The organism is Streptomyces sp. B3I8, assembly GCF_030816915.1.
GTDB lineage: Bacteria > Actinomycetota > Actinomycetes > Streptomycetales > Streptomycetaceae > Streptomyces.
The window spans coordinates 6,501,657-6,525,527 of record NZ_JAUSYN010000002.1 but is presented as its reverse complement, the minus strand read 5'-3'; the positions used below and the strand labels follow the sequence as shown (position 1 = coordinate 6,525,527).

Sequence of the window (23,871 nt, the reverse complement as noted above, 5' to 3'; positions counted from 1 at the left end):
GCGCCATCGCGGCGTCGTCGGGCGTCATCGCGGCGTCATCGCGGCGTCACCGGAGAAGCACCCCGCCGACAGCCGGAATCATGCACACGTCCACAGCGTTCTCGCCTTCGATCACGACACTTTGAGGAGCCCACGCATGAGCAGTTCAGCCCAGATCGGTGTCACCGGCCTCGCGGTCATGGGCCGCAACCTGGCCCGCAATTTCGCGCGCAACGGCTACACGGTCGCCGTGCACAACCGGACGGCGTCCCGGACGCACGACCTGGTGGACGAGTTCGGGCACGAGGGCGACTTCGTCGCGGCCGAGACCGCGAAGGACTTCGTCGCGGCGCTGGAGCGTCCGCGCCGACTGGTCGTCATGGTGAAGGCGGGCGAGCCGACGGACGCGGTGATCGAGGAGTTCGCGCCGCTCCTCGAACCCGGCGACATGATCATCGACGGGGGCAACGCGCACTTCGCCGACACCCGGCGCCGCGAGCGTCAACTGCGGGAGCAGGGCATCCACTTCGTCGGCATGGGCGTCTCCGGCGGCGAGGAGGGCGCGCTCAACGGCCCGAGCATCATGCCGGGCGGCCCGAAGGAGTCCTACGACTCGCTCGGGCCGATGCTGGAGAAGATCTCGGCGAAGGCCGCGGACGGGGCGCCGTGCGTGACGCACGTCGGGCCCGACGGCGCCGGGCACTTCGTCAAGATGGTGCACAACGGCATCGAGTACGCGGACATGCAGCTCATCGGCGAGGCGTACCAGTTGCTGCGGGACGTGGCCGGCTACTCCCCCGCGCAGATCGCGGACATCTTCCGCACCTGGAACACCGGACGGCTCGACTCGTACCTCATCGAGATCACGGCGGAGGTCCTGTCGCACGTGGACGCGGCGACGGGCAAGCCGTTCGTGGACGTGGTGACGGACCAGGCGGAACAGAAGGGCACCGGCCGCTGGACGGTGCAGATCGCGCTCGACCTGGGCGTGCCGGTGTCGGGCATCGCGGAGGCGGTGTTCGCGCGCTCGCTGTCCGGGCACGCGGCGCTGCGCGAGGCCTCCCGGGGTCTGGCGGGCCCGAAGGCGTCCGCGCTGTCCCCTTCGGAGGCGGCGGCGTTCGCGGACCGCGTCGAGCAGGCGCTGTACGCGTCGAAGATCGTCTCGTACACGCAGGGCTTCCACGAGATCGCGGCGGGCAGCAAGGAGTACGGCTGGGACGTCGACCCGGGCGCGGTCTCGGCGATCTGGCGGGGCGGCTGCATCATCCGGGCCGCGTTCCTGGACCGCATCCGCGCGGCGTACGACACCCGTCCGGACCTGCCGAGCCTGCTGTCGGACGAGACGTTCGCCCAGGAGATCGCGGACGCGCAGGACGACTGGCGCGAGGTCCTGATCGCGGCCACCCGCCAGGGCGTTCCAGCCCCCGGTTTCGCGGCGGCCCTCGCCTACTACGACGCCCTGCGCGCCGACCGCCTCCCCGCGGCCCTCACCCAGGGGCAGCGCGACTACTTCGGCGCCCACACCTACCGCCGCACGGACCGCGAGGGCTCGTTCCACACGCTGTGGGGCGGCGACCGCACGGAGGTGGAGGCGTAAGGACGCCTTGACCGGGGGCGCGGCGCCCCCGTACGCCGGATCCCGCGTCCCCTACGGGGGCGCGGGATCCGGCGCGAGAACCCACGTAATCAGTGGGCGGAGACCGGCCCCCGTCCCCTACGGGCTCCTCAGGACAACGGCCCTGGCGGCTCGGGGGTGGGGCCCGGAGCCGGTCCGGGTTCCGGAACCGGCTCGGGCCGGTCGGGCCCCGGCCCCGGCGGAGTGGGCGAGGGCGGGGTGGGCGCGGGCCCCGGCGGAGTGGGCGAGGGCGGGGTGGGCGCGGGCCCCGGCGGAGTGGGGGCCGGCGGGGTCGGCGCCGGAGGCGTGGGTGCCGGCGGCGCGGGTGCCGGGTCCGGCGGGACCGGGTCCGGTCCGGGCGTCGGCCCGGGCGGCGTCGGCACCGGGCCCGGCGTCGGCCCCGGCGGCACAGGGTCGGGGTAGGGCTGCGTCATGCTGTCCTCCAGCCATCGCTACGTCGGCTCTGGACTACTCCCCCGCCTACCCGCACCCCGACCGCCCAGTCACCCGCTCGCGCGGGCGGAACCGTGGGAACCGCGGGTCAGAACCGCCCCGGGTGGGCGGTCACCCACTCCTCCGCCGCCCGCATCAGCGCGGGATCCGCCGCCGGTGCCTCGTCGGGATGGCGCGCGGCCCACTTCACGACGTACGGGCACAGGGGCGCCACCGCGACACCCTCACGCCCGGCGATCCCGTAGAGCTCCCGCGCGAGGGAACCGGCGATGCCCTTCCCCTCGTGCGCGGGCTCGACGATCGTGTGCACGGGGACGAGCGCGCGAGCGGGCTCGTCGAGCACGAAGTACTCCACGCGTCCGACCACCTCGTCCCCCGCGTAGGCCGCGAGCCGTCCCGCCGCCCGGTCGTCACGGATGTGGATGCCACCGTCGTCACTCATGTGCCCACCTTTCTGGACGCCCGGCCTGCCCGGACCGATCCGGCCTACGACGTACCCCCACGACGATGGCCTCACCCACCGCCGGCCGCGTCAGGCGCCGACGGCGTGCGGGCTGCGCCGCTGGTCCGACCCCGGCACGGGTTCCCCCGGGTCGGCACCGAGAGACACGATGCGGTTCCCCTCGTCGACGTGCACCACACGCGGCCGCAACTCCCGCGCCTCGGCGTCGGACACCTGCGCGTAGCTGATGATGATCACCAGATCCCCGGGATGCACCAGGTGCGCGGCGGCCCCGTTGATCCCGATGACCCCGGACCCGCGCTCCCCCTCGATGACGTACGTCTCGAGCCGGGCCCCATTGGTGATGTCGACGATGTGCACGAGCTCACCCGGCAGCAGATCCGCCGCGTCGAGCAACTCGGCGTCGATCGTCACCGATCCCACGTAGTGCAGGTCGGCCTGGGTGACGGTGGCGCGGTGGATCTTGGACTTGAACATTGTACGGAACATCGGGGTACTCCCAACAGTAGGCTCCCTGCCTGCGTACTTGCAGGTCAAGGGCTGTGTCGACAGCCTACAACCTGCCGCGTGTCCGGACAGCCCGCGTGCGGCGGAAGCCCAGGCGTTCGACACGAACACACGGCCATTGCGGAACGCCCGGATCCATCCCGCCGAGGAGACGACCGCCCCCTCGTACGCAGCCCTCGCGACACGGCCGGCCCACCGACTGGGCCGGCGGGCCGGCATGCGGAACGCGGAACGCGGAACGCGGGAACCGAAGCGCCTACCGCTTCCAGAGGTTCCAGTAGCCGGCCTCGAGGTCGTTGTCGCAGTAGTAGCCACCGCTGGGGTCGCTGCTCTGGTAGACGACCTTCACCGCGAGGCACTGTGCCTGCGTGCTGTAGCTTCCGACCATGGTGTCGGCGTACGCGGCTGCGGCTCCCCCGACCGTGACGCCCGCCGCGGCAAACGCGACCAGACTCGCGGAGACGAGCTTCCTCAGGCCTTGCGATGTCATTTCGGGCCTTGCCTTTCCTTCGGCAGTGCGGCGCTCGTGATGCCCGACGCCGGAACAACAATATGTGACACCGTGTCACACGGAACAATGGAGGGCAAGTATCCTCTCCTGCGCTGCGCGGCTCGCGACTCCCGAGTGACCGAGCCGGGGAGACGTCCTGCGCCTGTGCCTCCATGACGCGCCTTTGCCGGGCCGCTTCCGGCACTTACGGCGCTCCGTGTGACGCGGTTCGAGGACGGTATCCTGTGACAACGCGTGTGACGGTTGCCGATGGAGACCACACACTCCGGAACGAGCGGGCGCATCGCGCCTGAGACGATGACACCGTCCCACGGTGAGTCGTAAGAGAGTGGCGACAAGTGGATCTCAAACTGGAAGTCGTAGTTCTGCCCGTCTCCGACGTCGACCGGGCCAAGGCCTTCTACGAGGCGGTCGGCTTCCGCCTCGACACCGACCACGTCACGGACGAGACCTACCGGGTCGTCCACATGACACCCCCCGGTTCGCCCTGCTCGGTCCTCTTCGGCACCGGCGTCACTCTGGCCGCCCCCGGGTCGTCCAAGGGCCTCCACCTCATCGTCTCGGACATCTACGAGGCCCGGGACGAGCTGGTCGGCCGGGGCGTGGAGGTCGGCGACGTCTACCACGACACCAGCGACATCTTCCACCGCTGCACGGGCGAGAAATGGATCAGCGGCCCCGACCCCCAGCGTCGCGACTACTGCACGTACGCGGACTTCACCGACCCGGACGGCAATGGCTGGGTCCTCCAGGAGGTACCGAACCCGTAGGCGGCGTCCGGCGTCTCGTCCGGTGCGGGGTGGTGCGTCGGCGAAGCGCAGACTTCCCCATGGGCTGCGCGTGCCGGCAGCTCTGCTTCGAGAAGGAGTCGTCTTCCGTCCGCGCGGCTGCGGTGTCGCCGGCGGCACGGCCCGTCGGCGGGAGGCGTGACCCGCCATGCGGGCATCCGTCGACACAGACCGGAAGGGGAATATGGGGGCCAAGAAGGGTCGAGGTCACCACCGTGTTCCGCCCGGCCACCATGGCTTCGAACCTCACGTCCGCAAGCGGACCTCCGAGTCGCGCTTCGATGTCCTGTCGCCGATCTGGAGCGTCTCCATCGGCACCGGACGCCCGCCCGTGAAGGTCCGCGCCGATGACTGCTCGGCGCACGGTGTTCCAACGGTGCTGTCACCGATCGGCACCGCATCCGGTCGTAGTGGGTGGCGAAGCGGGCGGGACGGCCGTGAGCACCGCGAAAGACTCTCGTACCGCGACGACACGGCTGCCCGTGCCACCGGTCGCCTCTGTCACCGCTGCCACTACAGACCAGGACGTCATGAGTCAGTCACCCCGCCCGTCCAGCGCCTGGTACCGGCCGATGCTCGCCCGGCACGCCGGCGAGGACCATCGCACGTCCAGTTCCCTGGAGTTGTTCTTCGACCTCTGCTTCGTCGCCGCCGTGGCGCAGGCATCCTCTGCGTTCGAGCACGAGATCGCCGCGGGGCGTTCCCTTCACGGTCTGCTCGGCTACGCGCTCGTGTTCTTCGCGATCTGGTGGGCATGGATGAACTTCACCTGGTTCGCCTCCGCGTACGACACGGACGACGTGCCCTATCGCCTCCTGACCCTGGTCCAGATCACGGGGGCTCTGGTCATGGCGGCGGGAGCCACCGAGGCGCTGGCGCGCGGCGACTTCACGGTCATCACCTGGGGCTACGTGATCATGCGGTTGGCCATGGTCACTCAATGGCTGCGCGCCGCGTACACGGACCGGCAGCGTCGGAGGTCCGCCCTGCGGTACGCCCTGGGCATCCTGGTGCTGCAGGTCGGCTGGCTGGTCCGGCTGCTCCTGCCGCACGACGGAGGCATCGTCTCGTTCGCCGCCCTCGCCGTGGGCGAACTCGCGGTGCCGGTCTGGGCGGAGCGGGCCGTGGGCACCACCTGGCACCCGCAGCACATAGCCGAGCGCTACGGGCTGTTCACCCTGATCGTGCTCGGCGAGTCCGTCATGGCCGCCGGCCTGGCCGTCCGCACCGCCTTGGACACCCACCAGGAGACCGGCTCCGTCCTGACCATCGCGCTGGGCGGAATCCTGACCGTCTTCGCGCTCTGGTGGCTGTACTTCGCCCAGGACGCCCCGCGCCGCCTGAGGACCCAGTCCACGGCCATGCTGTGGGGCTACGGGCACTACGTGGTGTTCGCCTCCGCGGCCGCGGTGGGAGCGGCACTGGCGGTCAACGTCGCCCGTGCCACCGGCCATGCGGCCCTCACCGACGTCCAGGCCGCGGCCACGTACACGGTGCCCGTCGCCCTTTTCATCACCTGTGTGTGGCTACTGCACCGGCGGGCCGCGCGGGTGTCCGGCAAGGCCGGCGTTCTCTCCCCTGTCGCGGCACTCGCCGTGCTCGCCACCACCTTCACGCCGTTCACCGTGCTGTGCACCGGTGTCATCGCGTTTGTGATGGTCGGTGCGCACGTGTTCGCCGCCCGGCACGAGGGGCAGGAACAAGCCTGACCCCGCCGCGCCGCCCCGAGCCGCTACCCGCGATCCTCGGGTGCGACGTAGTCGAAGGTCGGGCCCGCGGCCAGTGCCTCTCCGTCCTGCATGGCCGTCAGACTCTGTGCCTGTCCCTTCAGCGCGTACATCGTGCCCACCGAGATGCCCAGCATCGCCGGATTGCCGTTGAACGCCTGCTCCAACTGCCCCAGCATCTTGCAGTAGGTCCTGTCGAACGCCTCCTGCGCGGCGCGGATCGCACTGCCTTCGGGGTGATCGTCCGGTCGCGGGTTGGGGCGCAACGGGCGGATGCCGGCGGGATCGACGGTCACCGCGTCTCCGGTGGGGCCGGACTCGGGTGTGTCGCCGGGCTGGTAGCGCCGGCCCAGCGCCAGCTCCTTGAACCGGTAGTAGTGGGAGACCGCCCTGGTCTCGGGGTGGAACAGGTCGATGTCCCCGTCCCAGACGTCGGTGCGGGCCGCGCCCTCGCCCTGCTCGACGATCTCCTTCAGCGCCCCGAGTGCCGACTCGAGGTCGGTGACCGGGCTGAGGTGCCCCGCGGTGTGGGCGAACGGGCCGCCGGCGACCTGACGGGCGGGGTCCCCGGTGAAGATCTGGTCTTCTCCCCTTTCCGCGCACAGGCGCCGCAGCCCCTTCTCGATCGCGTTGTAGAACTGCCCGATGGTCTCGTAGCGGTCGCCCTCGGCCGGGTCCCCCGGGTGCGCCGGCTGTTCGAGACGGAGAAACATCGCAAGGGCCTCCTGCCCGAACGGCAGCAGGGCCAGCTCGATGGACGGGTCCGCGTGCGGCATGGTGCGCGGGTGGGGAGGCATCAGGTGCGGCGCGTCGAGGAGGGGCTGTCCGCCCACGGCGTTGAGCAGGTTCGCGGCCAGGGCGAGGTGGATCATCTCCTCCACGAAGACGCCACCGATGAGCTGCACGGCGTCCGCGTTCCGCTCGGGGTCGAGGGAGTAGAGGGCGGTCAGGTAGGGCGGCAGGGTGGAGTGTTCCACCTCGATGGCCCACTGCAGGTGCCTGCGCAGGTCGTCCAGGCTTGCGATTCCCGTCCCGGAAGAGCTGTCAGAGGTGTCGATACGGTCGTCAGGCATGGGTGGGGGTTCTCTTTCGATGTCGCGGTCGGCTCTTGTGCGGCCACCCCTTTGACAGGGGGAACAAAACATGTGTGACACATGAGTACTGCGATTCAGGCACCCCGTCGACGCTGAGAGAGTGTGAGATAGTGTTACGCCCTCTCGGCCGACGAGGACCCGCCGCCCGTTCACGGATACGTGCCCAACCGGGTCCGCGTGTCGCCCGGGAAATCGTCCACGAAAGGTGAGTCTCATGGCTGAGTTGTTCTACGACGCCGACGCCGACCTGTCCCTCGTCCAGGGCCGCAAGGTCGCGGTCATCGGTTACGGCAGCCAGGGCCACGCCCACGCGCTGTCGCTGCGTGACTCGGGTGTCGACGTCCGCGTCGGCCTGCACGAGGGCTCCAGGTCCAAGGCCAAGGCCGAGGAGCAGGGCCTGCGCGTGGTCAGCCCCGCCGAGGCGACCGCCGAGGCCGACGTCATCATGATCCTCGTGCCGGACCCGATCCAGGCCCAGGTCTACGAGGAGCACATCGCCCCGAACCTGAAGGACGGCGACGCGCTGTTCTTCGGCCACGGCCTGAACATCCGCTACGGCTTCATCAAGCCCCCGGCCGGCGTGGACGTCTGCATGGTCGCCCCCAAGGGCCCGGGCCACCTGGTGCGCCGCCAGTACGAGGAGGGCCGCGGCGTCCCCTGTCTCGTGGCCGTCGAGCAGGACGCGACCGGCAGGGGCTGGGAGTTGGCCCTGTCGTACGCGAAGGGCATCGGCGGCACCCGCGCCGGCGTCATCAAGACGACCTTCACCGAGGAGACCGAGACCGACCTCTTCGGCGAGCAGGCCGTCCTCGCCGGCGGGGTCACCGCCTTGGTCAAGGCGGGCTTCGAGACGCTGACCGAGGCGGGCTACCAGCCGGAGATCGCCTACTTCGAGTGCATGCACGAGCTGAAGCTCATCGTCGACCTCATGTACGAGGGCGGCCTGGAGAAGATGCGCTGGTCGATCTCCGAGACCGCCGAGTGGGGCGACTACGTCACCGGCCCGCGGATCATCACCGACGCCACCAAGGCCGAGATGAAGAAGGTCCTCGCCGAGATCCAGGACGGCACCTTCGCCAAGAACTGGATGGACGAGTACCACGGCGGTCTGAAGAAGTACAACGAGTACAAGAAGCAGGACTCCGAGCACCTCCTGGAGACCACCGGCAAGGAGCTCCGCAAGCTCATGAGCTGGGTCGACGAAGGAGCGTGACAGGCCGGGCAGGCCGGTGGTCGCGCCGCGGGGGCGCGACCACCGGCCTGCCGGTCGGCCCATGTCAGCCCATTTCCTCCAGGGCCTTGCCCTTGGTCTCCTTGACGTACCGCAGCACGAACGGGATGGAGAGCGCGGCGAACACCGTGTAGATCACGTACGTCCCGGACAGGTTCCAGTCGGCCAGCGAGGGGAAGCTCGCGGTGATGGCCCAGTTGGCGATCCACTGCGCGGAGGCGGCCACGCCGAGGGCGGCGGCACGGATCCGGTTGGGGAACATCTCGCCGAGGAAGACCCAGACGACCACACCCCACGACAGGGCGAAGAAGAGGACGAAGACGTGGGCGGCGATCAGGGCGACCCAGCCCTGGGTGGCCGGGAGCTTGCCGTCGACCAGGGCGAAGGAGAAGGCCCAGGCCTCCAGCCCCAGCCCGATCACCATGCCGACGGAGCCGATCAGGGCGAGCGGCTTGCGGCCGATCCGGTCGACGAAGATCATCGCGATCACGGTGCCGATGATGTTGATGATCGACGTGGTGAACGAGTAGAGGAAGGACTCCGCCGGGTTGACGCCGACCGACTGCCACAGCGTCGAGGAGTAGTAGAACGCGACGTTGATGCCGACGAACTGCTGGAACACCGACAGGCCGATACCGATCCAGACGATCGGCTTGAAGAAGAAGCTGCCGCCGAGGAGATCCTTGAAGGAGGACTTCTCCTCGCTGTGCATGGCGTGCTCGATCTCGGTGACGCGGGCGTCGAAGTCCACGTCCCTGCCCTCGACCTCTTCGAGGATCCGCTTGGCGCGCTCGCGCTTGCCCACCGAGATCAGGAAGCGGGGTGACTCGGGGATGGCGAAGGACAGCAGGCCGTACAGGACGGCCGGGACCACCATGACGCCGAGCATGACCTGCCAGGCCTCCAGGCCCATCAGTTCGCCGCGCTGGTCACCGCCGGCGGCGTTCAGCAGACCCCAGTTGACCAGCTGCGAGACGGCGATGCCGATGACGATCGCGGCCTGCTGGAAGGAGCCGAGGCGGCCGCGGTAGGCGGGCGGGGAGACCTCGGCGATGTAGGCGGGGCCGATCACCGAGGCCATGCCGATGGCGAACCCGCCGATGACGCGCCACATGGCGAGGTCCCACAGCGCGAAGGGCAGCGCGGAGCCGACGGCGCTGACCGTGAAGAGGACCGCCGCGATCTGCATGCACCGGATACGGCCGATGCGGTCCGCGATGCGTCCCGCGGTCGCGGCACCGATGGCACAGCCGATCAGAGCGACGGCGATGACCTGGGCCAGCACCGCGGAGCCGACGTCGTAGCGGTCCCGGATGGCCTCGACGGCGCCGTTGATCACGGAACTGTCGTAGCCGAACAGGAAGCCGCCCATCGCGGCCGCCGCCGCGATGAAGACGACGTGACCGAGATGATCGGGAGGAGCCGTCCCGGCTCCGGACGCGGGCGCGTGTGAGGTGCTGGTCATGTGTACTCCTGGAGAGGACGGCGTCGTGGTCCGTCAGGGATTGATTCCGGGCGAAGGCCGACTGGCGAACCATTCCCGGTAACTCGTCTGCGCGATGAAGGCGTACGCGTCGGGAAGAAGGTCCGAGGGCCCGAGGCGCGTGCCGAAGAAAGGGCTGTGGGCGTCCGTGAACACACGGCGGTACTCCGCGTTCGCCGCGAGGGCGGCACGCACGAAAGTGTCCAGGCCGATCTTCTCCGGACCGGCGATCTCGTGAACCCCGGTCCTGGGCCGGGACACCGCGGTGTGCGCGAGCATCATGGCCACGTCCGTCAGAGCCACCGGACGCACGTCGACCGGCGGCACCCGTACGATCCGGTCCTCGGTTCCGGCGGTCGCTATCTCCTCGGCCGATTCGAACATCTGGGTGGACCGCAGGATGAAGTGGGGTGTCGCGGACCGCTGGATGATCGATTCCCGAGCTTTGAGAGCTCGGAAGACACCCCTGCTCGCTGCCCGGTCCACTCCAGCCACGGACAGCGCGACGTGGTAGATGACACCGGCTGCTGTCTCCGCCTGGAGCAGCTTCCGGGTCGACCGCAGCCATGAGCCGACGAGGGCCTCCTCGTCGATGACGAATCCCTGGTCCTCGGTGAGAGTCCCGATGGCCAGGGACGGCCGGCACAGGAGGTCGATCACCACTGAGCAGTCCCGCAGGACCTCCGCGACCTCCTCCCGTGTGTACGAGTCGAGACCGTGGGGTGCGGAGAGCAGTTCGACCTCGTGCCCGTGATCCCTGACCCAGAGCGCGGTCTCCACGCCGATGAGCCCGCCGTCGTCCCACACAACGACCTTCATTCAGGTACTCCTCCGCCACCGGTCGCGGCGCGGCGGGTTCTCCGCCATCACCACCTCTCCGCCGCAGACGCCGGCGCAGAACCGCCGGGAGACGGCGACGTCGCGCACCGTGAGGGAGTGCGTGAGCAGGAGGCCGTGTCGCGGTGCGGGCAGCTTCCCCGGTGATGTCATCGTCCCGTCGTCCCCTCGTCGGCCCGAGCTGTCACGGGTCGGCTCCAGAAGTCCGGCCCGTCGGTGTCCACGCGGGTGCCGTGATCGCACCACCTGCGCCTACGACATGTGACCGGGCCGGGGGACGATCCGTGACACCGACGATCACTCGTGACGGAGGAAGTGAGGGGGCCGTGGGACGCACGTCCGTCGTTCAGGACATGCGAGAGAGGCAGGGTGATCGCATCACCTCACGCGGACCTGTCACCGCATCAGTGGCGCACGATGCCTGGTGCGATGTCCTCGGTGACCGCCTCACCAGCGGAGCGGGTCGCCTTGCCGCTCTTCACGGGGTCGACACCGCAGAGGGCGGCTGCGCGGCCCCGGCCCCGGCATGTCCTGGACGATCGTGTCGGTGCGCTGAGCACGTCGGGGGTCCGCCTCTGCGCATCCGCTCCGGAACACCTTGCCGACCGAACGCGCCACTGGTTCGTGACCCTTCGGGGCCGTCGCGCGGGAGGGCCCCGGGCAGCAGGGTCAGACGAGTTCCAGGCCGCCGTCGACGGTGATCACCTGACCGGTCGCGTGGCGTCCGGCCGGGTCCGCCATGCGGAGGATCCAGTGAGCCACCTCGTCGGCGTGCGCGATGTGGTGGGTCGGAATGCGGTCGCGCTCATAGGCGTACATGTCGTTGGCCGCCTCCGGTGTCAGACCTGCGTGCAGCATGACGTCGGTACGGGTGGGGCCGGGAGCGACGGAGTTGACACGGACACCCTCGCCGGCCAGCTCCAGAGCCCAACTCCGCGTCATCTGCTCGATGGCGGCCTTGGTGGCCGAGTAGTGCGCGCCCCCCGCCATCGGACGGTGCCCGTAGGTGCTGGAGAGGTTGATGATCGACCCCGAGGCCCGGCGCAGGTACGGCAGGGCTTCACGGGCCAGAAGACTGGGTGCGACGACGTTGAGCGCGAGCAGGTCGACGATCGTCTGCCTCTCGGTCTCCGCCAGTGGCATGACCGCTGTCGCGCCGGCGTTGTTGATCAGGTGGTCGAGGCGTCCCCACCGCTCCACGGCTGCGCCCACCACCTTGCCGGGCGCGTCGTCGCGGCGGATGTCGATCGCCAGGACGTCGATGTTGGTGTGGGCCGCGGCTGTCTCCTTCAACAGCTCCTCACGACGGCCCACTCCGAGCACGCGCGCGCCCGTCTCGGCGAAGGCGACGGCGGTGGCTCGGCCAATGCCGGTCCCCGCGCCGGTGACGATCACGACGTGGCCGGAGAACGTCTGGCGGGGGTGGTTCAGGGACATCGGGGGCTCCTTGTTCGATGTTCGATGTACATAGAACACTATGGGCAGGGCCGACGGAGACGTCAAATGGGGGTGACGACGACGGCCGCGGGAGGCAGGCGCCAAAGCCGGTCGGGCGCGCCGGAGTCGCTCATGCGTGATGCGGCCGCCACACCCACTCGATAATCATGAACACATCAACCAAGGATGCGCACCCCTGCGGTACGCGTGCGGCGCGGAGTGCTTACGAGGTCAGGCCTGCTCGTCCCGCTCGGTGACGTGGTCTCCGATGTGGTCGGCGACGGCGGCGGACAGCAGCGCCGGCAGGAAGCCGGGAAAGCGAGCCTCCAGGGCGTCGCCCCGCAGCTTCACGAAGCACCGCGTGCCCTCCTGGCGGGTCTGCGTCACGCCCGCCTCACGCAGCATCTTGAGGTGATGGCTGAGCGTGGACTTGGCGACGGGAGCGCTGAACTGCCCCCACCCTCTCTCCGCACCGTCGGACAGGATCCGGACGATTCCCAACCGCGTCGGATCGCTGAGCACTCCGAGCAGGCGCGGCAGGGAGATCTCGCTCTCGACGGGCGACGCGTGACGGTCGGGCATACCGGCCATGCTACCGAACGTTCGGCGCCTGTCGAACAAGGGGGTGCGCCAGGGAGCCTTCCCTCAAGGCCGGAAGCGAGACTGCGGCCTGTCAACGGGTGGCGGAGTCGGCTTGCCGGACAGGGGCGCTCGTCGCTCATGGGTGGTGGCCTCCCTGCTGTCCCCGGCGCGCGACTGCTGGGAGCCGGGCGGTCTCCCGGCACAAGGGAGACAGGACGGAGGCCGTGGATGTGACAACGGATCGCCGCCGGGCGGGAGACAGCCGTCGTTGGTCACGCGGCGTGGCGGGCCGTGAAGTGTGCCGGACCGGCCGGTCTGCGGGACGGCGTCGCCAAGCGGTGCACCCGCTCCTCGGGGACGAGCAGTCGCAGGAGGCCCTCGAGGTCACCGGTGTCGGCGGCGGTCCTGAACGCGTCGACGAGGCGACGGTGCGACTCGGTGGGGATCGGCCGCTCGCGTTCGCTGTCGAGACGGGCCTGGGCGCGGTGGACCACCACGCGTGCGTTGGGGGCACTGATCCGTAGCACCTTCGCCAGCTCCACGTAGGTGTAGTCGAACCCCTTACGCAGCACGTAGGCGGCCAGCCGATCGGGCGTCAGCCTGGCCATGAGCAGGGCCAGGGCCGACTCGATCGCCGCGGTCCGCTCGGCGCACAGTATGGGGTCGTCGGAGGTGGCGTGGTCGTCGAGGTCGGTGAACCGCGGTTCGGACGGCGTCTCGTGCCGGCGCCGTCCCGATTGGACGACGTTGATCGCCAGGCGGGTGGTGGTCGTGGTCAGGAAGGCGGCCGGGTTCTTGACGTCCGCGCGGTCGGTGAGCTGCCAGCGCACCCATGCCTCCTGCACCACGTCCTCGGCTCCCGAGGCATCGCCGACGATCCGGTGGGCGAGGCGGAACAGTCGTTTCCGCTGGGTCAGGAAAACGTCGAGGGCGGTGTCCAGGTCGCCCTCGGCGGGCCGGGCGGCCGAGGTGCCGGCCGGCGTGATGGTCTCCGGAGTGGGCGCGGGCATCGGGACTCCTTCTGGTGAACGGACGCCCCTTCAGGGGCGATGGGTCCACCCTCCGTCCGCGGCACCCCCCATCGCGCCCTTGTTGTCCGTGGTCGAGTCCGTGGGGCCCGGGGGGCCAGGGGCCTACGGACTCTCAGCCGACATGCACGATGCCCTCGCCTTTCCTGTCCACGGGCCGGGTGCTCGCCAGGGCACCCGGCAGCGCGCGACGCGAGTTGATCCCGAGCTTCGTGTACACCTTCCGCAGGTGCCACTCCACGGTGTGCGGACTGATGAACAGCTCCGCGCCGATCTTCGCGTTCGTCATGCCGTCGGCGGCGAGTGCGGCGACCTGTGACTCCTGGGGGGTGAGGGCGCTGGTCACCCTGGTCTCCCGCGCCCTGACGTGCTCCCCGGTGGCGAGCAGCTCGCGGCGGGCTCGTTCGGCGAAGGCATGCGCCCGCATCCCGTCGAACATCCCGTGAGCCGTACGCAGGTGCTCGCGGGCCAGCGACCGGCGGTGGGTACGGCGCAGCCACTCGCCGTACAGCAGATGGCTACGGGCCACCTCCACGGTGACGCCGCCGCGACCGAACTCCACGATCGCCGCCCGGTACAGCCGGTCGGCCTCGTCGCCGTCGGCGAGAAGAGCCCGGCTGCGGGCCCTGGCGCCGCGGGCCCAGCCGGAGTCGGCCGCGCGGGTGAGATCGACCAGCCGGTCCAGTGAGGCCCTGGCCTGGTCCGGCTCACCGCACCGTGTGGCGGCCTCGACGTGCTCGACCAGCGACAGGCCTACGAAGTTGAACCCGTCGTGCTCGATGCCGGTGCGCGCGGCCTCCAGTGCCTCCTCGTACCGGGCCAGGCCGTTGTACAGCACTCCCTGTATGTAGCCCGTGGCGCCCAGCAGGGACACCTCGCCCCGCTGATCGGCCCTCTGCCGGGCCTCCTCGATGATCCTGGAGGCGACGTCCGCCTCGCCCCGCCACGCGGCCAGCACCAGTGTCGCGTACTTGTGCGGCGCGTGACCGGTCGCGGCGGCGAGGGCGTCGGCCTCGTCGATCATCCTGGCCGCCTCGGCGAAGTCGCCGTAATGGATGTGCACCCCACCGGCGTAGACGAGGGCCGGTGGCAGGGCGCCGAGAGCGCCGATGTCGCGGGCCAGGCGCACCGCGCGGCTGGACAGTGTGTCCCACGCGTGCAGGTCCCAGGCGTAGTGGATGAACGCCTCCAGCGCGACCGGTACGAGCAGGAGCCAGCGCACGGTCGACTCCCGTGTGCGCAGCTCTTCGGTGGCCAGCAGTTCCAGGGCGCCGCGCAGCGCCGGCACACCGGTCTCGTACCCGTCCGTGAGGAGCGCGGCCACACCGTCCAGAAGGAGGTCGGCGGCCTCGGAGCCGGAGGGGGGCGCGCCCGACGCGCGTGCGGCGATCGCGGCGGCGCGGGCCCCGGTGGGGCCGTGGACACGGCCCGCGAAGATGGTGGCGCTGATCGCCTCCAGGTACGTCTCCCGCGCCAGCGGCGACCCGGCGGCGGTGAACTGCGCGGCCGCGTCGAGGAAAAGGGGCGCCGCCTCGTCGCTGCGACTGCGGGCGAAGAGGATCCGGGCCCGCAGCCGCGCCAGGCGGGCGCGGTCCAGGGTGCTGAGGGGACACAGTTCGGCCACTGTCGCGAGCTCTGTGGCCCGGTCGGGCGCCGCGGCGGAGAAGTGCGCCTCCGCCGCCGCCAGGGCGCGGCGCCCCCGTGGCCGGCGGTCCGGTGTCACCTCGGCCGCGCGTTCCAGCAGTACCGCCTCGGCTGCGATGCCCCCGCGCTGCCGGGCGCGGTCGGCAGCGCGTTCCAGCCCGGCGGCGACCTCCTCGTCCGGCCCGTCCGCGGCCTGGGCGGCGTGCCAGGCGCGCCGGTCGGGGTCCAGGACCGGGTCCGTGGCGACGGCCAGGGCCCGGTGTGCCGCTCGGCGCGCTTCGGGTGCGGCCTGGTGGTAGACGGCCGAACGGACCAGCGGATGCCTGAACCGGACGGACTCGCCGAACTCGATCAGTCCGGCCACCTTGGCGGGAGCGGCGAAGAGGGTGAGGTTGAGCGTGGCGGCCGCGCGGGCCAACAGGCGGGCGTCACCGAGCGGTTCCGCCGCGGCGATCAGCAGCAGCGTCCGCGTCGCCTCCGGCAGTGCCCCGAGCCGGTGGGCGAAGTCCCGCTCGATCCGGGTCGCGACCGGGCCCTGGACCATCGGGTGACCGGACGAGTCCAGGCCGTAGGCCAGTTCGGCGGCGCTGCGGCCTCGGGAGAACTCCAGCAGGGCAAGGGGGTTGCCGTGCATCTCGGCCACGAACCGGTCCCGGACCCGCTTCTCCAGTCGTCCTCCGACGGCCTTTTCCAGGAGGTTCCCCGCGGCGGAGGCATCGAGGCCGCCGATGTCGAGGGCCGGCAGACCGGTCAGGGCGTGCTGTCCTTCGGGGTCGCGTACCGCGAACACCATCGCGACCGCCTCGGCGAGCAGCCTTCTGGCCACGAACTCCAGTGTCTGCAGGGAAACTTGGTCCAGCCACTGCGCGTCGTCGATCAGGACGAGCACCGGCCGCGTCTCCGAGGCCCGGGTGAGCAGCGTGAGCACGGCGAGGCCGACCAGGAAGCGGTCGGGCGGGTCCCCGGCCGCCATGCCGAACGCCACACGCAGGGCTTCACGTTGAGGTTCCGGCAGGTCGTCCAGCTCGTCGAGGAAAGGCGCGCACAGTTGGTGCAGGCTCGCGTAGGGCAGCTCCATGTCCGCCTCGATGCCCTGCGCCCGAGTCACCTTCGTCCGTGACGCCTGCGCGGCCAGGTACTCCAGGAGCACCGTCTTCCCGATGCCCGCCTCGCCGCGGATCACCAGCACCCGGGACCCGCCCTCACGAAGGCCGACCAGCAGGTCGTCGAGTGCCGCGCACTCACGGTGCCGACCGACCAGGTCCGGAAGCGGGCTGGCGATCATGCGCGTGGCTCCTCAGGTGGCTCCGGGGACGGCGAGCTCCCGCAACGGGTGTCGGAACGATCCCTTTCACGATACCCGGAGCAGACACCACACCTTGTGTCTACACCTTGTGACTCAATCCACGTGAGAGATGGGGCGGAGGCTGTCACACGGAAGCTCGCAACGCTGTCGTTCCTTCGTGTCACCACGACGGCGACGTCTAACCGCGGCCGCCGCGCCGCGAAGTCGGCGTGTCCGGGAGGTGCTGGGACGCCCATCCGGCCAGCTCGGTGAGGATGGGCATCAGGGCTGTCCCGTCCGGAGTGAGACGGTAGCGCACCATGACGGGCGGTCCGGGCTCCACCTCGCGGTACGCGAGACCCGCGGCGGACAGCTCGGAGAGCCGCTCCGAGAGGACCGAGTCGCTGATGCCCTCCACCGCGCGCCGCAACTCGGCGTAGCCCAGTGGGCCGTGCTGCAAGGTGGCCAGGAGGACGCCGTTCCACCGCTTGCCGAGAAAGCCGAACGCCTTGGTCAGCGCGCCGTCACAAGCCGCCGGATGATGCCGCTCGGCCTCCGTGCCGTCCGTGTCCGCCGATCGGGTGCCCTTCGCCTTCTCCATGCCCCCAGGGTAACCGGGTGCTACTCTGCCGAAGGTCGCTCTGTTTTTCCTAGTGGCCAGGTTTTACCTAGTTACTCTTATAGAACGAGCACAACGAGCCAGGAGACTTCGCATGTCCGTTCCCGGACTCCTCCCCCGCATCCCCGCAGAGGCCGGCGCCGCGCTCTTCACCGACGCCCGCACCGCGTACTCCTTCGCCGACACGCCGGTCGACGACGAGACGCTCACCGGCATCTGGGAACTCGCCCGCTGGGCACCGACCGCAGCGAACACCCAGCCGTTGCGCGTCCTGTACGTCCGTACGGCCGAAGGCAAGGAGCGCCTGCTGCCGCACCTCGACGAGGGGAACCGGCCGAAGTCGGCCTCCGCGCCCGTCGTCGCGGTTCTCGCCGTGGACCACCGCTTCCACGAGCACATCCCGCACGTCCTGCCCATCCGCCCGGAGATGAGGGAGCACTTCGAGAACGAGCCCGCCCAGCGCGAGGCCATCACCTCGTTCAACGGACCGCTGCAGGCCGGCTACTTCATCCTCGCCGTGCGCGCCCTCGGTCTGGCCGCGGGCCCGATGGCCGGCTTCGACCCGGCCGGAATCGACAAGGAGTTCTTCGCCGACAGCGACTGGCACTCCATCCTCGTGGTCAACATCGGGCACCCGGCCGGACCTCCGGCGTTCGACCGCATGCCGAGGCTGGCCCACGAGCACGCCCTCGACTGGGCCTGACCCGGGAAGCCGTGAGGGCCGCCCTTCACAAGAGCGGCAGGAGGGACAGCAGTCCGAGGTTGGTGTGGCTCTCGGTCCCCGGTGTCGCGGTGTAGACCACGAGCCGCTGGGACTGGTCGGGATCGATCAGTGTCTGGCAGTGCAGTTCGAGTGTTCCGACCTGTGGGTGCACGAAGCGCTTGGAGGCGCAGTACGGTCCCAGCACGGGGCGCTGCCGCCACAGGCCGGCGAACTCGGGACTCTCCCTGTTCAACGCGTCCACGAGCGTGGCGGCACCCGAGTCGCCCCCGTCGCGGGAGTAGGCGCTGTGGAGGTCGGCCACCATGAGACGGCTCTGCTCGGCGTGATCGCTCTCGGGGTGGACCAGGCGGGCGGCAGGGTCCGTGAACCAGCGGTAGTGGGCACTGCGAGCCAGTCCCGTGTGAGCGGTCTGGTCACCCAGCAGGGCCACCGCGGGGCGTGTCTGGGTCAGCGTCTCGCCCAGGTGGTTCATCACCTGGGCGGGAGTGTCCTCCAGCCGGTCCAGGATGCGCATCGTCCCGGGGGCGACGTGATCACCGCGTCGCGCCCGGCGCGGCAGGGCGTGACCGGCGAGCCGGAACAGGAGATCACGTTCCTCCAGTGACAGGCGCAGGCCGCGGGCCATCGCGGTGAGCATGTGTTCCGAGGGGTGGGGGCCCCGCGGCTGCTCCAGCCGGCCGTAGTAGTCCACCGACATGTCGCACAGGGCCGCGACCTCCTCCCGGCGCAGCCCTCCGGTTCGCCTGCGGCGGCCGCGCGGCAACCCGACGTCCTCGGGTTGCAGGGCCTCGCGGCGCGCCCGCAGGAACGCGGCCAGCGCCGCGCGGTCCGCCATGGTCGTCCTTTCGCACGGGGCCGTACCGCCCCGGTTCGAGCGCACCGCCGTGATTCAGTGGATCAACGAGATGTCAAGCACGTAACAACGAGTCAACGCCGCACCGGGGTTGCCGCATTCCCGACGAACAGTGTGTTCTTCGCGGAAACGGTGGCAGGGTGCGTCAGCGTGTGATCGCCTTGGTCTCCAGGAACTCCTCGAGACCCGCGCGGCCCATCTCCCGGCCGTTGCCGGACTGCTTGTATCCGCCGAACGGCGCCTGGAAGTTGTGCGGGCCGCCATTGACGTCGACCTGGCCGACACGCAGGCGCATGGCGATCGCCATGGCGTGGTCCTCGTCCCCGGTCACCGCGGCGTTGAGGCCGTAGACCGTGCCGTTGGCGATCTCGACGGCGTGATCGTCGTCGGTGTAGGGGATGACGACCAGGACGGGTCCGAAGATCTCCTCCTGGGCGATGACCGATTCGGGTGCGACGTCGGCGAAGATCGTGGGCCTGACGTAGGCGCCGGTCCCGAAACCCTCCGGACGGCCGGGGCCGCCCGTCACGAGGGTGGCGCCGTCGGCGATGCCGCGCCGGATGTAGCCGTCGACGCGCCGGCGCTGGGTCTCCGAGGCGAGTGGTCCGATCCGCGTGGCCTCGGCGGCGGGATCACCGACCACGTACTCCTGGGCGGCGGTCCGGAGCCTGTCGACCACGGCCGCCTGAAGGTCCTCGGGCACGAGCATGCGCACGTAGGCACCGCAGGCCTGGCCGGCGTTGGCCCAGGCGAAGGCGAGTCCGCGGGTGACGGCGGAGTCAAGGTCGGCCTCGGGGAGGATGATGTGGGCGGCCTTGCCACCCAGTTCGAGTGCGACGCGCTTCACCGTGGCGGAGGCGGCGCCGGAGACGCTCTTGCCGGCGCGGGTGGACCCGGTGAACGAGATCATGTCGACCTTCGGGTGGCGGGACAGGGCCTCACCGACAACCGGACCGGTCCCCTGCACCACATTGAACACACCGTTCGGGAGCCCGGCCTCCGTCGCGATCTCCGCGAACATACGGGCGCTGAGGGGAGACATCTCCGAGGGCTTGAGGACCACACTGTTGCCCGCCAGCATCGCCGGGACCACCTTGGTCACCAACTGCTGCAACGGGAAGTTCCACGGGGTGATGGCCCCCACCACTCCGACGGGTTCGCGGACGACGAGCGAGTTCTCGACCGTCTCCGTCCACTCGAGCTGCTCGGCCGCGGCGACGGCGGCCAGAACGGACGCGACCGGGAATCCGACCTGCGCCTGCCGGGAGAAGGCTATGGGGGCGCCCATCTCCAGGGTGATGGTGGCCGCCAGTTCCTCGCTCCGCTTCCGCAGGCCCTCGGCCAGACGCCGCATGACGTCCGCCCGGTGCCGCGGGGGCTTCGAGGCCCATCCGGGGAAGGCGGCGACCGCGGCGTCGACTGCCATGTCCACGTCGTCGGCGGTGGCCTCGTGCAGGTGGGCGACGATCGATTCGTCGGCGGGGTTCACGACGTCGATCAACGGTCCGGAGCCGGTGACGGCACGGCCGTCGATCCAGTGGGAAGGAGTCGGGAAAGGAGTCGCGGGGCTTTCGTTCATGCCGCCCAGCGAACACCCCGCGGCGCGGGACATCCATGCTTTCCCGTGCCCATGATCCGGGTCACAGAACCGTGCGAGCGCGGCACTGCCGTGGGACGTCCCGGCCGCGGCGCGAGGCGCCGCCCGCCGCTCCTGGCCCTCACCACGAGGGCGTGGCCGACCGGTCGCCGGGGCCGTCCAGGCCCGTGTGCCCGAGGATGTCCAGCGTGATCCTGCGGACCTCCAGGTCCTCTGCCGTGACGGACCCGCCGCCCCGCGCCTGCCTCTCCTGGACACTGTCGGCGCGCGCCAGGGCGGCACGCACCGCTCCTGAGACGTCACCGGCGTCGTCCACCACGTAGTACATCCAGACCACGCGGGAGGCGGTGGACCGGAACGGCACGCCGATCAGCCACTTCTGGGACTGTGCGAACCCGTGCGGCCCTGTCTCCGTGGTGCCCGAAGGGCTGGAACGGTCCATCGTGGTCAGCCTGTGAGGTCGTCTCCTCCCGGCTTCCGGCGTCGGGCCGGAGGGGTCCGGCGCCGGGACACCGGCGCGAGTCGCAGGAAAGCGTTCTGCCCTCTTGATGAAACGGATCTCCGTTCTGTGACAACCCCCGCGGAGACGGTCGCGGAAGCCGACCCGGCTCCGGCCGCACGCCGTGTTGTTATGCTCGCCGCGTGTGGGGCGCTGCGTGAGCGGGCACGGTCCGGAGCGGCTGCGTGGTCGGCACCGTGAGTTCGAAGTGCTGGACGGGCTGGTCTCGGAGGTGGAGGCCGGTCGCAGTCGCGTGCTGGTTCTGCGCGGCGACGCCGGCATCGGGAAGTCCGCCCTCCTGGATCACGTGGCGGCACGCGTCACCGCGCACCGGGTCGCCCGGGGAGCGGGTGCCGAGTCGGAGATGGAGCTTGCGTTCGCGGGACTGCACCAGGTGTGCGCGCCCTTCCTCGGGCACGTCGGCTCCCTCCCGGCGCCGCAGGCGGAAGCGCTGGCCACGGCGTTCGGGGTGAGCGCGGGGCCGCCCCCGGACAGGTTCCTGGTCGGTCTGGCCGTACTCGGGCTGCTGACGGACGTGGCCGCCCGGCGACCGCTGTTCTGCCTCGTGGACGACGCCCAGTGGCTCGACCGGGTCTCCGCGCAGACGCTGGCGTTCGTGGCGCGAAGGATGCTCGCCGAACCGCTGGCTCTGGTCTTCGCCACCCGTGAGCAGCAGGGACGCGACGACCTGGCCGGCCTGCCCGAGATGGCGCTGCACGGGCTGGACGACACCGACGCGCGCGCGTTGCTGGACGCGAGCGCCGAAGGCCCGATGGACGAGCGGATCCGCGACCGCGTCCTCGCCGAGGCTCGCGGCAATCCCCTCGCGCTGCTGGAACTCCCCCACGGCCACGTCGACCCGGAACCGGTCGAGGGGTCCGCTCCGCACGGTCCCGGAAGGGTGAGCGGCCGTATCGAGCGGAGCTACCTCGCGCGGGTCCGCTCGCTCCCGGAGCCGACGCAGCGCCTGCTGCTGGCGGCCGCCGCCGAGCCGGTCGGTGACGTGCCGCTGCTCAGGAGCGCCGTCGAGCGACTGGGCGTCGACCCGGACGCGGTGGAGCCGGCGGTGACGGCGGGGCTGCTCGACGTCGGCACGCTGGTGCGTTTCCGGCATCCGTTGCTGCGCTCCGCGATCTACCGGTCGGCCGGGCTCGCGGAGCTGCGGGAGGTGCACCGGGTGCTGGCCGAAGCGACGGACCCTCGCCTCGACCCCGACCGCCGTGCCTGGCACCTCGCGCGGGCCACGGTCCGGCCGGACGAGGCCATCGCCGCGGAGCTGGAGTCGTCCGCCGGTCGGGCGCGGGCGCGAGGCGGCACCGCCGCGGCGGCCGCGTTCCTCGCCCACGCGGCCGTACTGACGCCGCACCCGCGGCGCAAGGCGACGCGTGCCCTCGCCGCGGCTCAGGCGAAGCTGCGCGCCGGCGCGCCCACCGCGGCGCGCGACCTGCTGGAGCTGGCCCGCGCCGGCACGCTCGACGAACTCGGCCGGGCCCGGGCGGATCTCGTCGAGGCCCGGATATCCTTCGCCTCCAGCCGCGTCGACGAAGCGCTCCCCAGGCTGTTGGCCACCGCGCGACGCCTGGTCCCGCTCGATGTGGGCCTGGCCCGCGAGACCTTCCTGGACACCCTGTCGGCCGCGATGTTCGCCGGACGCCTCGCGTCCGAAGCGCACGTACGCGAGGTGGCGGCAGCCGCGCGCGGGACGACCCCGCCGCGCACGCGCCCGCCGCGCACCGCCGATCTGCTGCTGGACGCCCTCACCGCCCGTTTCCTCGACGGGTATCGCGACGCGGTCACCGTCTCGCGCGAGGCGGTACGCGCGTTCCGCCGGGAGACCGACCCCGACGAGGTACTGCGCTGGTCGTGGCTGGCTTCGGCACTGGCGGCCGACATGTGGGACCACGAGGCCTGGACGGAACTGGTCACCCGCCACGTGCGCACCGCCCGTGCCGTCGGGGCGCTGACCGAGTTGCCGCTCGCGCTCAATTCACGGGTGGTCGTCCACACGACCGCCGGTGAACTGGACGCGGCGGCGCTGCTCATCGCCGAGACCGGCCGGGTCCAGGAGGCGGTCGGCAGCGGCTTCTCGCCGTACGGCACGATGACGCTCGCCGCCTGGCAGGGCCACGCGGGCGAAGCCGCACCGCTCATCAAGGCCGGCAGGGAGGAGGCCCTCGGCCGCGGTGAGGGCATCGGGGTGGCCGTCGCGTGCCGGGCGGAGGCCGTGCTCCTCAACGGCCTGGGCAGGTACGAGGAGGCGCTGGAAGCCGGCCGTCGGGCGAGCGCGCACCCGCAGGACCTGGTCGCGGCCGGCTGGGGGCTGGTGGAGGTGGTGGAGGCCGGGGCGCGCAGCGGCCGGCTCGACATGGCCGAGGCGGCTTCGGTCCGGCTGACCCGGGACACGGACGCCGCCGCCACGGACTGGGCACTGGGCATACAGACGCGCTGCCGCGCCCTGCTCAGTGACGGCACGGCGGCCGACGAGCTGTACCGGGAGTCCATCGAGCGACTCGGTCGCACCCGGGCCGCCATGGAGACGGCCCGGGCGCGTCTGCTGTACGGGGAGTGGCTGCGGCGGGAGGGCCGCCGCGCCGACGCCCGTGCGCAGTTGCGGACGGCCCACGGCCTGTTCACCCGGTTCGGCGCGCAGGCGTTCGCCGAGCGCGCCGTCCGCGAACTGCGGGCCACCGGCGAGACGGTGGCCCGCCGTGACGCTGCCGCCGTGGCGGCACTCACCCCTCAGGAGAGCCAGATCGCGCGCCTGGCCCGGGAGGGGCTCACCAACTCCGAGATCGGCGCCCAGTTGTTCCTGAGCCCGCACACCGTGGAATGGCATCTGCGGAAGGTGTATGCCAAGTTGGGCGTCACCTCCCGGCGCCTCCTGGGCACGGTCCTGTGAGCGGCGCCGCCTGACC

At 71.0% G+C, this 23,871-nt stretch carries 20 protein-coding genes and 1 pseudogene; 6 read left to right on the top strand and 15 right to left on the bottom strand.

Annotated features, from left to right (window positions below; all coding sequences use genetic code 11):
• The first annotated feature begins 136 nt into the window (after positions 1-136).
• Positions 137-1,576: an NADP-dependent phosphogluconate dehydrogenase gene (gndA, locus tag QFZ64_RS31055; protein ID WP_307070795.1), complete on the top strand. Its 1,440-nt coding sequence runs from the start codon at positions 137-139 to the stop codon at positions 1,574-1,576.
• Positions 1,577-2,135: 559 nt separating this feature from the next.
• Here gndA and QFZ64_RS31050 read toward each other — a convergent pair.
• From QFZ64_RS31050 to QFZ64_RS31040, 3 genes are all read right to left on the bottom strand, one after another.
• The gene (locus tag QFZ64_RS31050) at positions 2,136-2,489 is read right to left on the bottom strand and encodes a GNAT family N-acetyltransferase (protein ID WP_307070794.1); all 354 of its coding nucleotides are present in this window, start codon (positions 2,487-2,489) and stop codon (positions 2,136-2,138) included.
• A gap of 90 nt (positions 2,490-2,579) precedes the next feature.
• Positions 2,580-2,999 carry an aspartate 1-decarboxylase gene (gene panD / locus QFZ64_RS31045; RefSeq protein ID WP_307070792.1) on the bottom strand — a complete coding sequence of 140 codons (420 nt, stop codon included), beginning with the start codon at positions 2,997-2,999 and terminating at the stop codon, positions 2,580-2,582.
• Between the two features lie 274 nt (positions 3,000-3,273).
• A complete protein-coding gene (locus QFZ64_RS31040) occupies positions 3,274-3,507 on the bottom strand; it encodes a hypothetical protein (protein WP_307070791.1) in 234 nt (77 codons plus the stop codon).
• Positions 3,508-3,866: 359 nt separating this feature from the next.
• On the opposite strand from QFZ64_RS31040, the gene QFZ64_RS31035 reads away from it, so the two are divergent.
• On the top strand, positions 3,867-4,298 hold the full coding sequence (locus tag QFZ64_RS31035; protein WP_307070790.1) for a VOC family protein: 432 nt from the start codon (positions 3,867-3,869) through the stop codon (positions 4,296-4,298).
• Between the two features lie 548 nt (positions 4,299-4,846).
• The gene (locus QFZ64_RS31030) at positions 4,847-6,025 is read left to right on the top strand and encodes a low temperature requirement protein A (protein ID WP_307070789.1); all 1,179 of its coding nucleotides are present in this window, start codon (positions 4,847-4,849) and stop codon (positions 6,023-6,025) included.
• Between the two features lie 23 nt (positions 6,026-6,048).
• Here the strand turns inward: QFZ64_RS31030 and QFZ64_RS31025 are convergent, their stop codons facing one another.
• Positions 6,049-7,116, bottom strand: a complete 1,068-nt coding sequence (locus QFZ64_RS31025) for a ferritin-like protein (RefSeq protein WP_307070788.1) — start codon at positions 7,114-7,116, stop codon at positions 6,049-6,051.
• A gap of 235 nt (positions 7,117-7,351) precedes the next feature.
• Here QFZ64_RS31025 and ilvC point away from each other — a divergent pair, with 235 nt between their 5' ends.
• Positions 7,352-8,350, top strand: a complete 999-nt coding sequence (gene ilvC, locus QFZ64_RS31020) for a ketol-acid reductoisomerase (protein ID WP_307070787.1) — start codon at positions 7,352-7,354, stop codon at positions 8,348-8,350.
• Positions 8,351-8,414: 64 nt separating this feature from the next.
• On the opposite strand, the gene QFZ64_RS31015 is transcribed toward ilvC, so the two are convergent.
• The 8 genes and pseudogenes from QFZ64_RS31015 to QFZ64_RS30980 form a co-directional block, all read right to left on the bottom strand.
• Positions 8,415-9,833: a sugar porter family MFS transporter gene (locus tag QFZ64_RS31015; RefSeq protein ID WP_307070786.1), complete on the bottom strand. Its 1,419-nt coding sequence runs from the start codon at positions 9,831-9,833 to the stop codon at positions 8,415-8,417.
• Between the two features lie 33 nt (positions 9,834-9,866).
• Complete coding sequence (locus tag QFZ64_RS31010; protein ID WP_307070785.1) at positions 9,867-10,670, bottom strand: SDR family oxidoreductase; 804 nt, start codon at positions 10,668-10,670, stop codon at positions 9,867-9,869.
• Between the two features lie 33 nt (positions 10,671-10,703).
• Positions 10,704-10,841 (bottom strand): annotated as a pseudogene (locus QFZ64_RS31005) (VOC family protein); the annotation flags it as partial.
• A 516-nt stretch (positions 10,842-11,357) separates the two neighbouring features.
• Entirely contained in the window at positions 11,358-12,125 is a 768-nt protein-coding gene (locus tag QFZ64_RS31000; protein WP_307070784.1) for an SDR family NAD(P)-dependent oxidoreductase, read from the bottom strand.
• Between the two features lie 231 nt (positions 12,126-12,356).
• On the bottom strand, positions 12,357-12,707 hold the full coding sequence (locus QFZ64_RS30995; RefSeq protein WP_307070783.1) for a helix-turn-helix transcriptional regulator: 351 nt from the start codon (positions 12,705-12,707) through the stop codon (positions 12,357-12,359).
• Between the two features lie 272 nt (positions 12,708-12,979).
• Entirely contained in the window at positions 12,980-13,717 is a 738-nt protein-coding gene (locus tag QFZ64_RS30990) for a sigma factor (RefSeq protein WP_307070782.1), read from the bottom strand.
• A gap of 133 nt (positions 13,718-13,850) precedes the next feature.
• The gene (locus QFZ64_RS30985) at positions 13,851-16,664 is read right to left on the bottom strand and encodes a LuxR family transcriptional regulator (protein ID WP_307070781.1); all 2,814 of its coding nucleotides are present in this window, start codon (positions 16,662-16,664) and stop codon (positions 13,851-13,853) included.
• Positions 16,665-16,863: 199 nt separating this feature from the next.
• Positions 16,864-17,265: a helix-turn-helix domain-containing protein gene (locus tag QFZ64_RS30980; protein ID WP_307070780.1), complete on the bottom strand. Its 402-nt coding sequence runs from the start codon at positions 17,263-17,265 to the stop codon at positions 16,864-16,866.
• Positions 17,266-17,377: 112 nt separating this feature from the next.
• On the opposite strand from QFZ64_RS30980, the gene QFZ64_RS30975 reads away from it, so the two are divergent.
• A complete protein-coding gene (locus tag QFZ64_RS30975) occupies positions 17,378-17,986 on the top strand; it encodes a malonic semialdehyde reductase (protein ID WP_307070779.1) in 609 nt (202 codons plus the stop codon).
• A gap of 25 nt (positions 17,987-18,011) precedes the next feature.
• Here QFZ64_RS30975 and QFZ64_RS30970 read toward each other — a convergent pair whose 3' ends face one another.
• From QFZ64_RS30970 to QFZ64_RS30960, 3 genes are all read right to left on the bottom strand, one after another.
• Positions 18,012-18,842, bottom strand: coding sequence for a helix-turn-helix transcriptional regulator (locus tag QFZ64_RS30970; protein WP_307070778.1), 831 nt, complete (start codon positions 18,840-18,842; stop codon positions 18,012-18,014).
• A 163-nt stretch (positions 18,843-19,005) separates the two neighbouring features.
• The gene (locus QFZ64_RS30965; RefSeq protein WP_307070777.1) at positions 19,006-20,472 is read right to left on the bottom strand and encodes an aldehyde dehydrogenase family protein; all 1,467 of its coding nucleotides are present in this window, start codon (positions 20,470-20,472) and stop codon (positions 19,006-19,008) included.
• A 106-nt stretch (positions 20,473-20,578) separates the two neighbouring features.
• On the bottom strand, positions 20,579-20,899 hold the full coding sequence (locus QFZ64_RS30960) for a hypothetical protein (RefSeq protein WP_307070776.1): 321 nt from the start codon (positions 20,897-20,899) through the stop codon (positions 20,579-20,581).
• Between the two features lie 214 nt (positions 20,900-21,113).
• Between QFZ64_RS30960 and QFZ64_RS30955 the strand changes: the two genes are divergently transcribed.
• Complete coding sequence (locus tag QFZ64_RS30955; RefSeq protein WP_307070775.1) at positions 21,114-23,855, top strand: AAA family ATPase; 2,742 nt, start codon at positions 21,114-21,116, stop codon at positions 23,853-23,855.
• Positions 23,856-23,871: the final 16 nt, after the last annotated feature.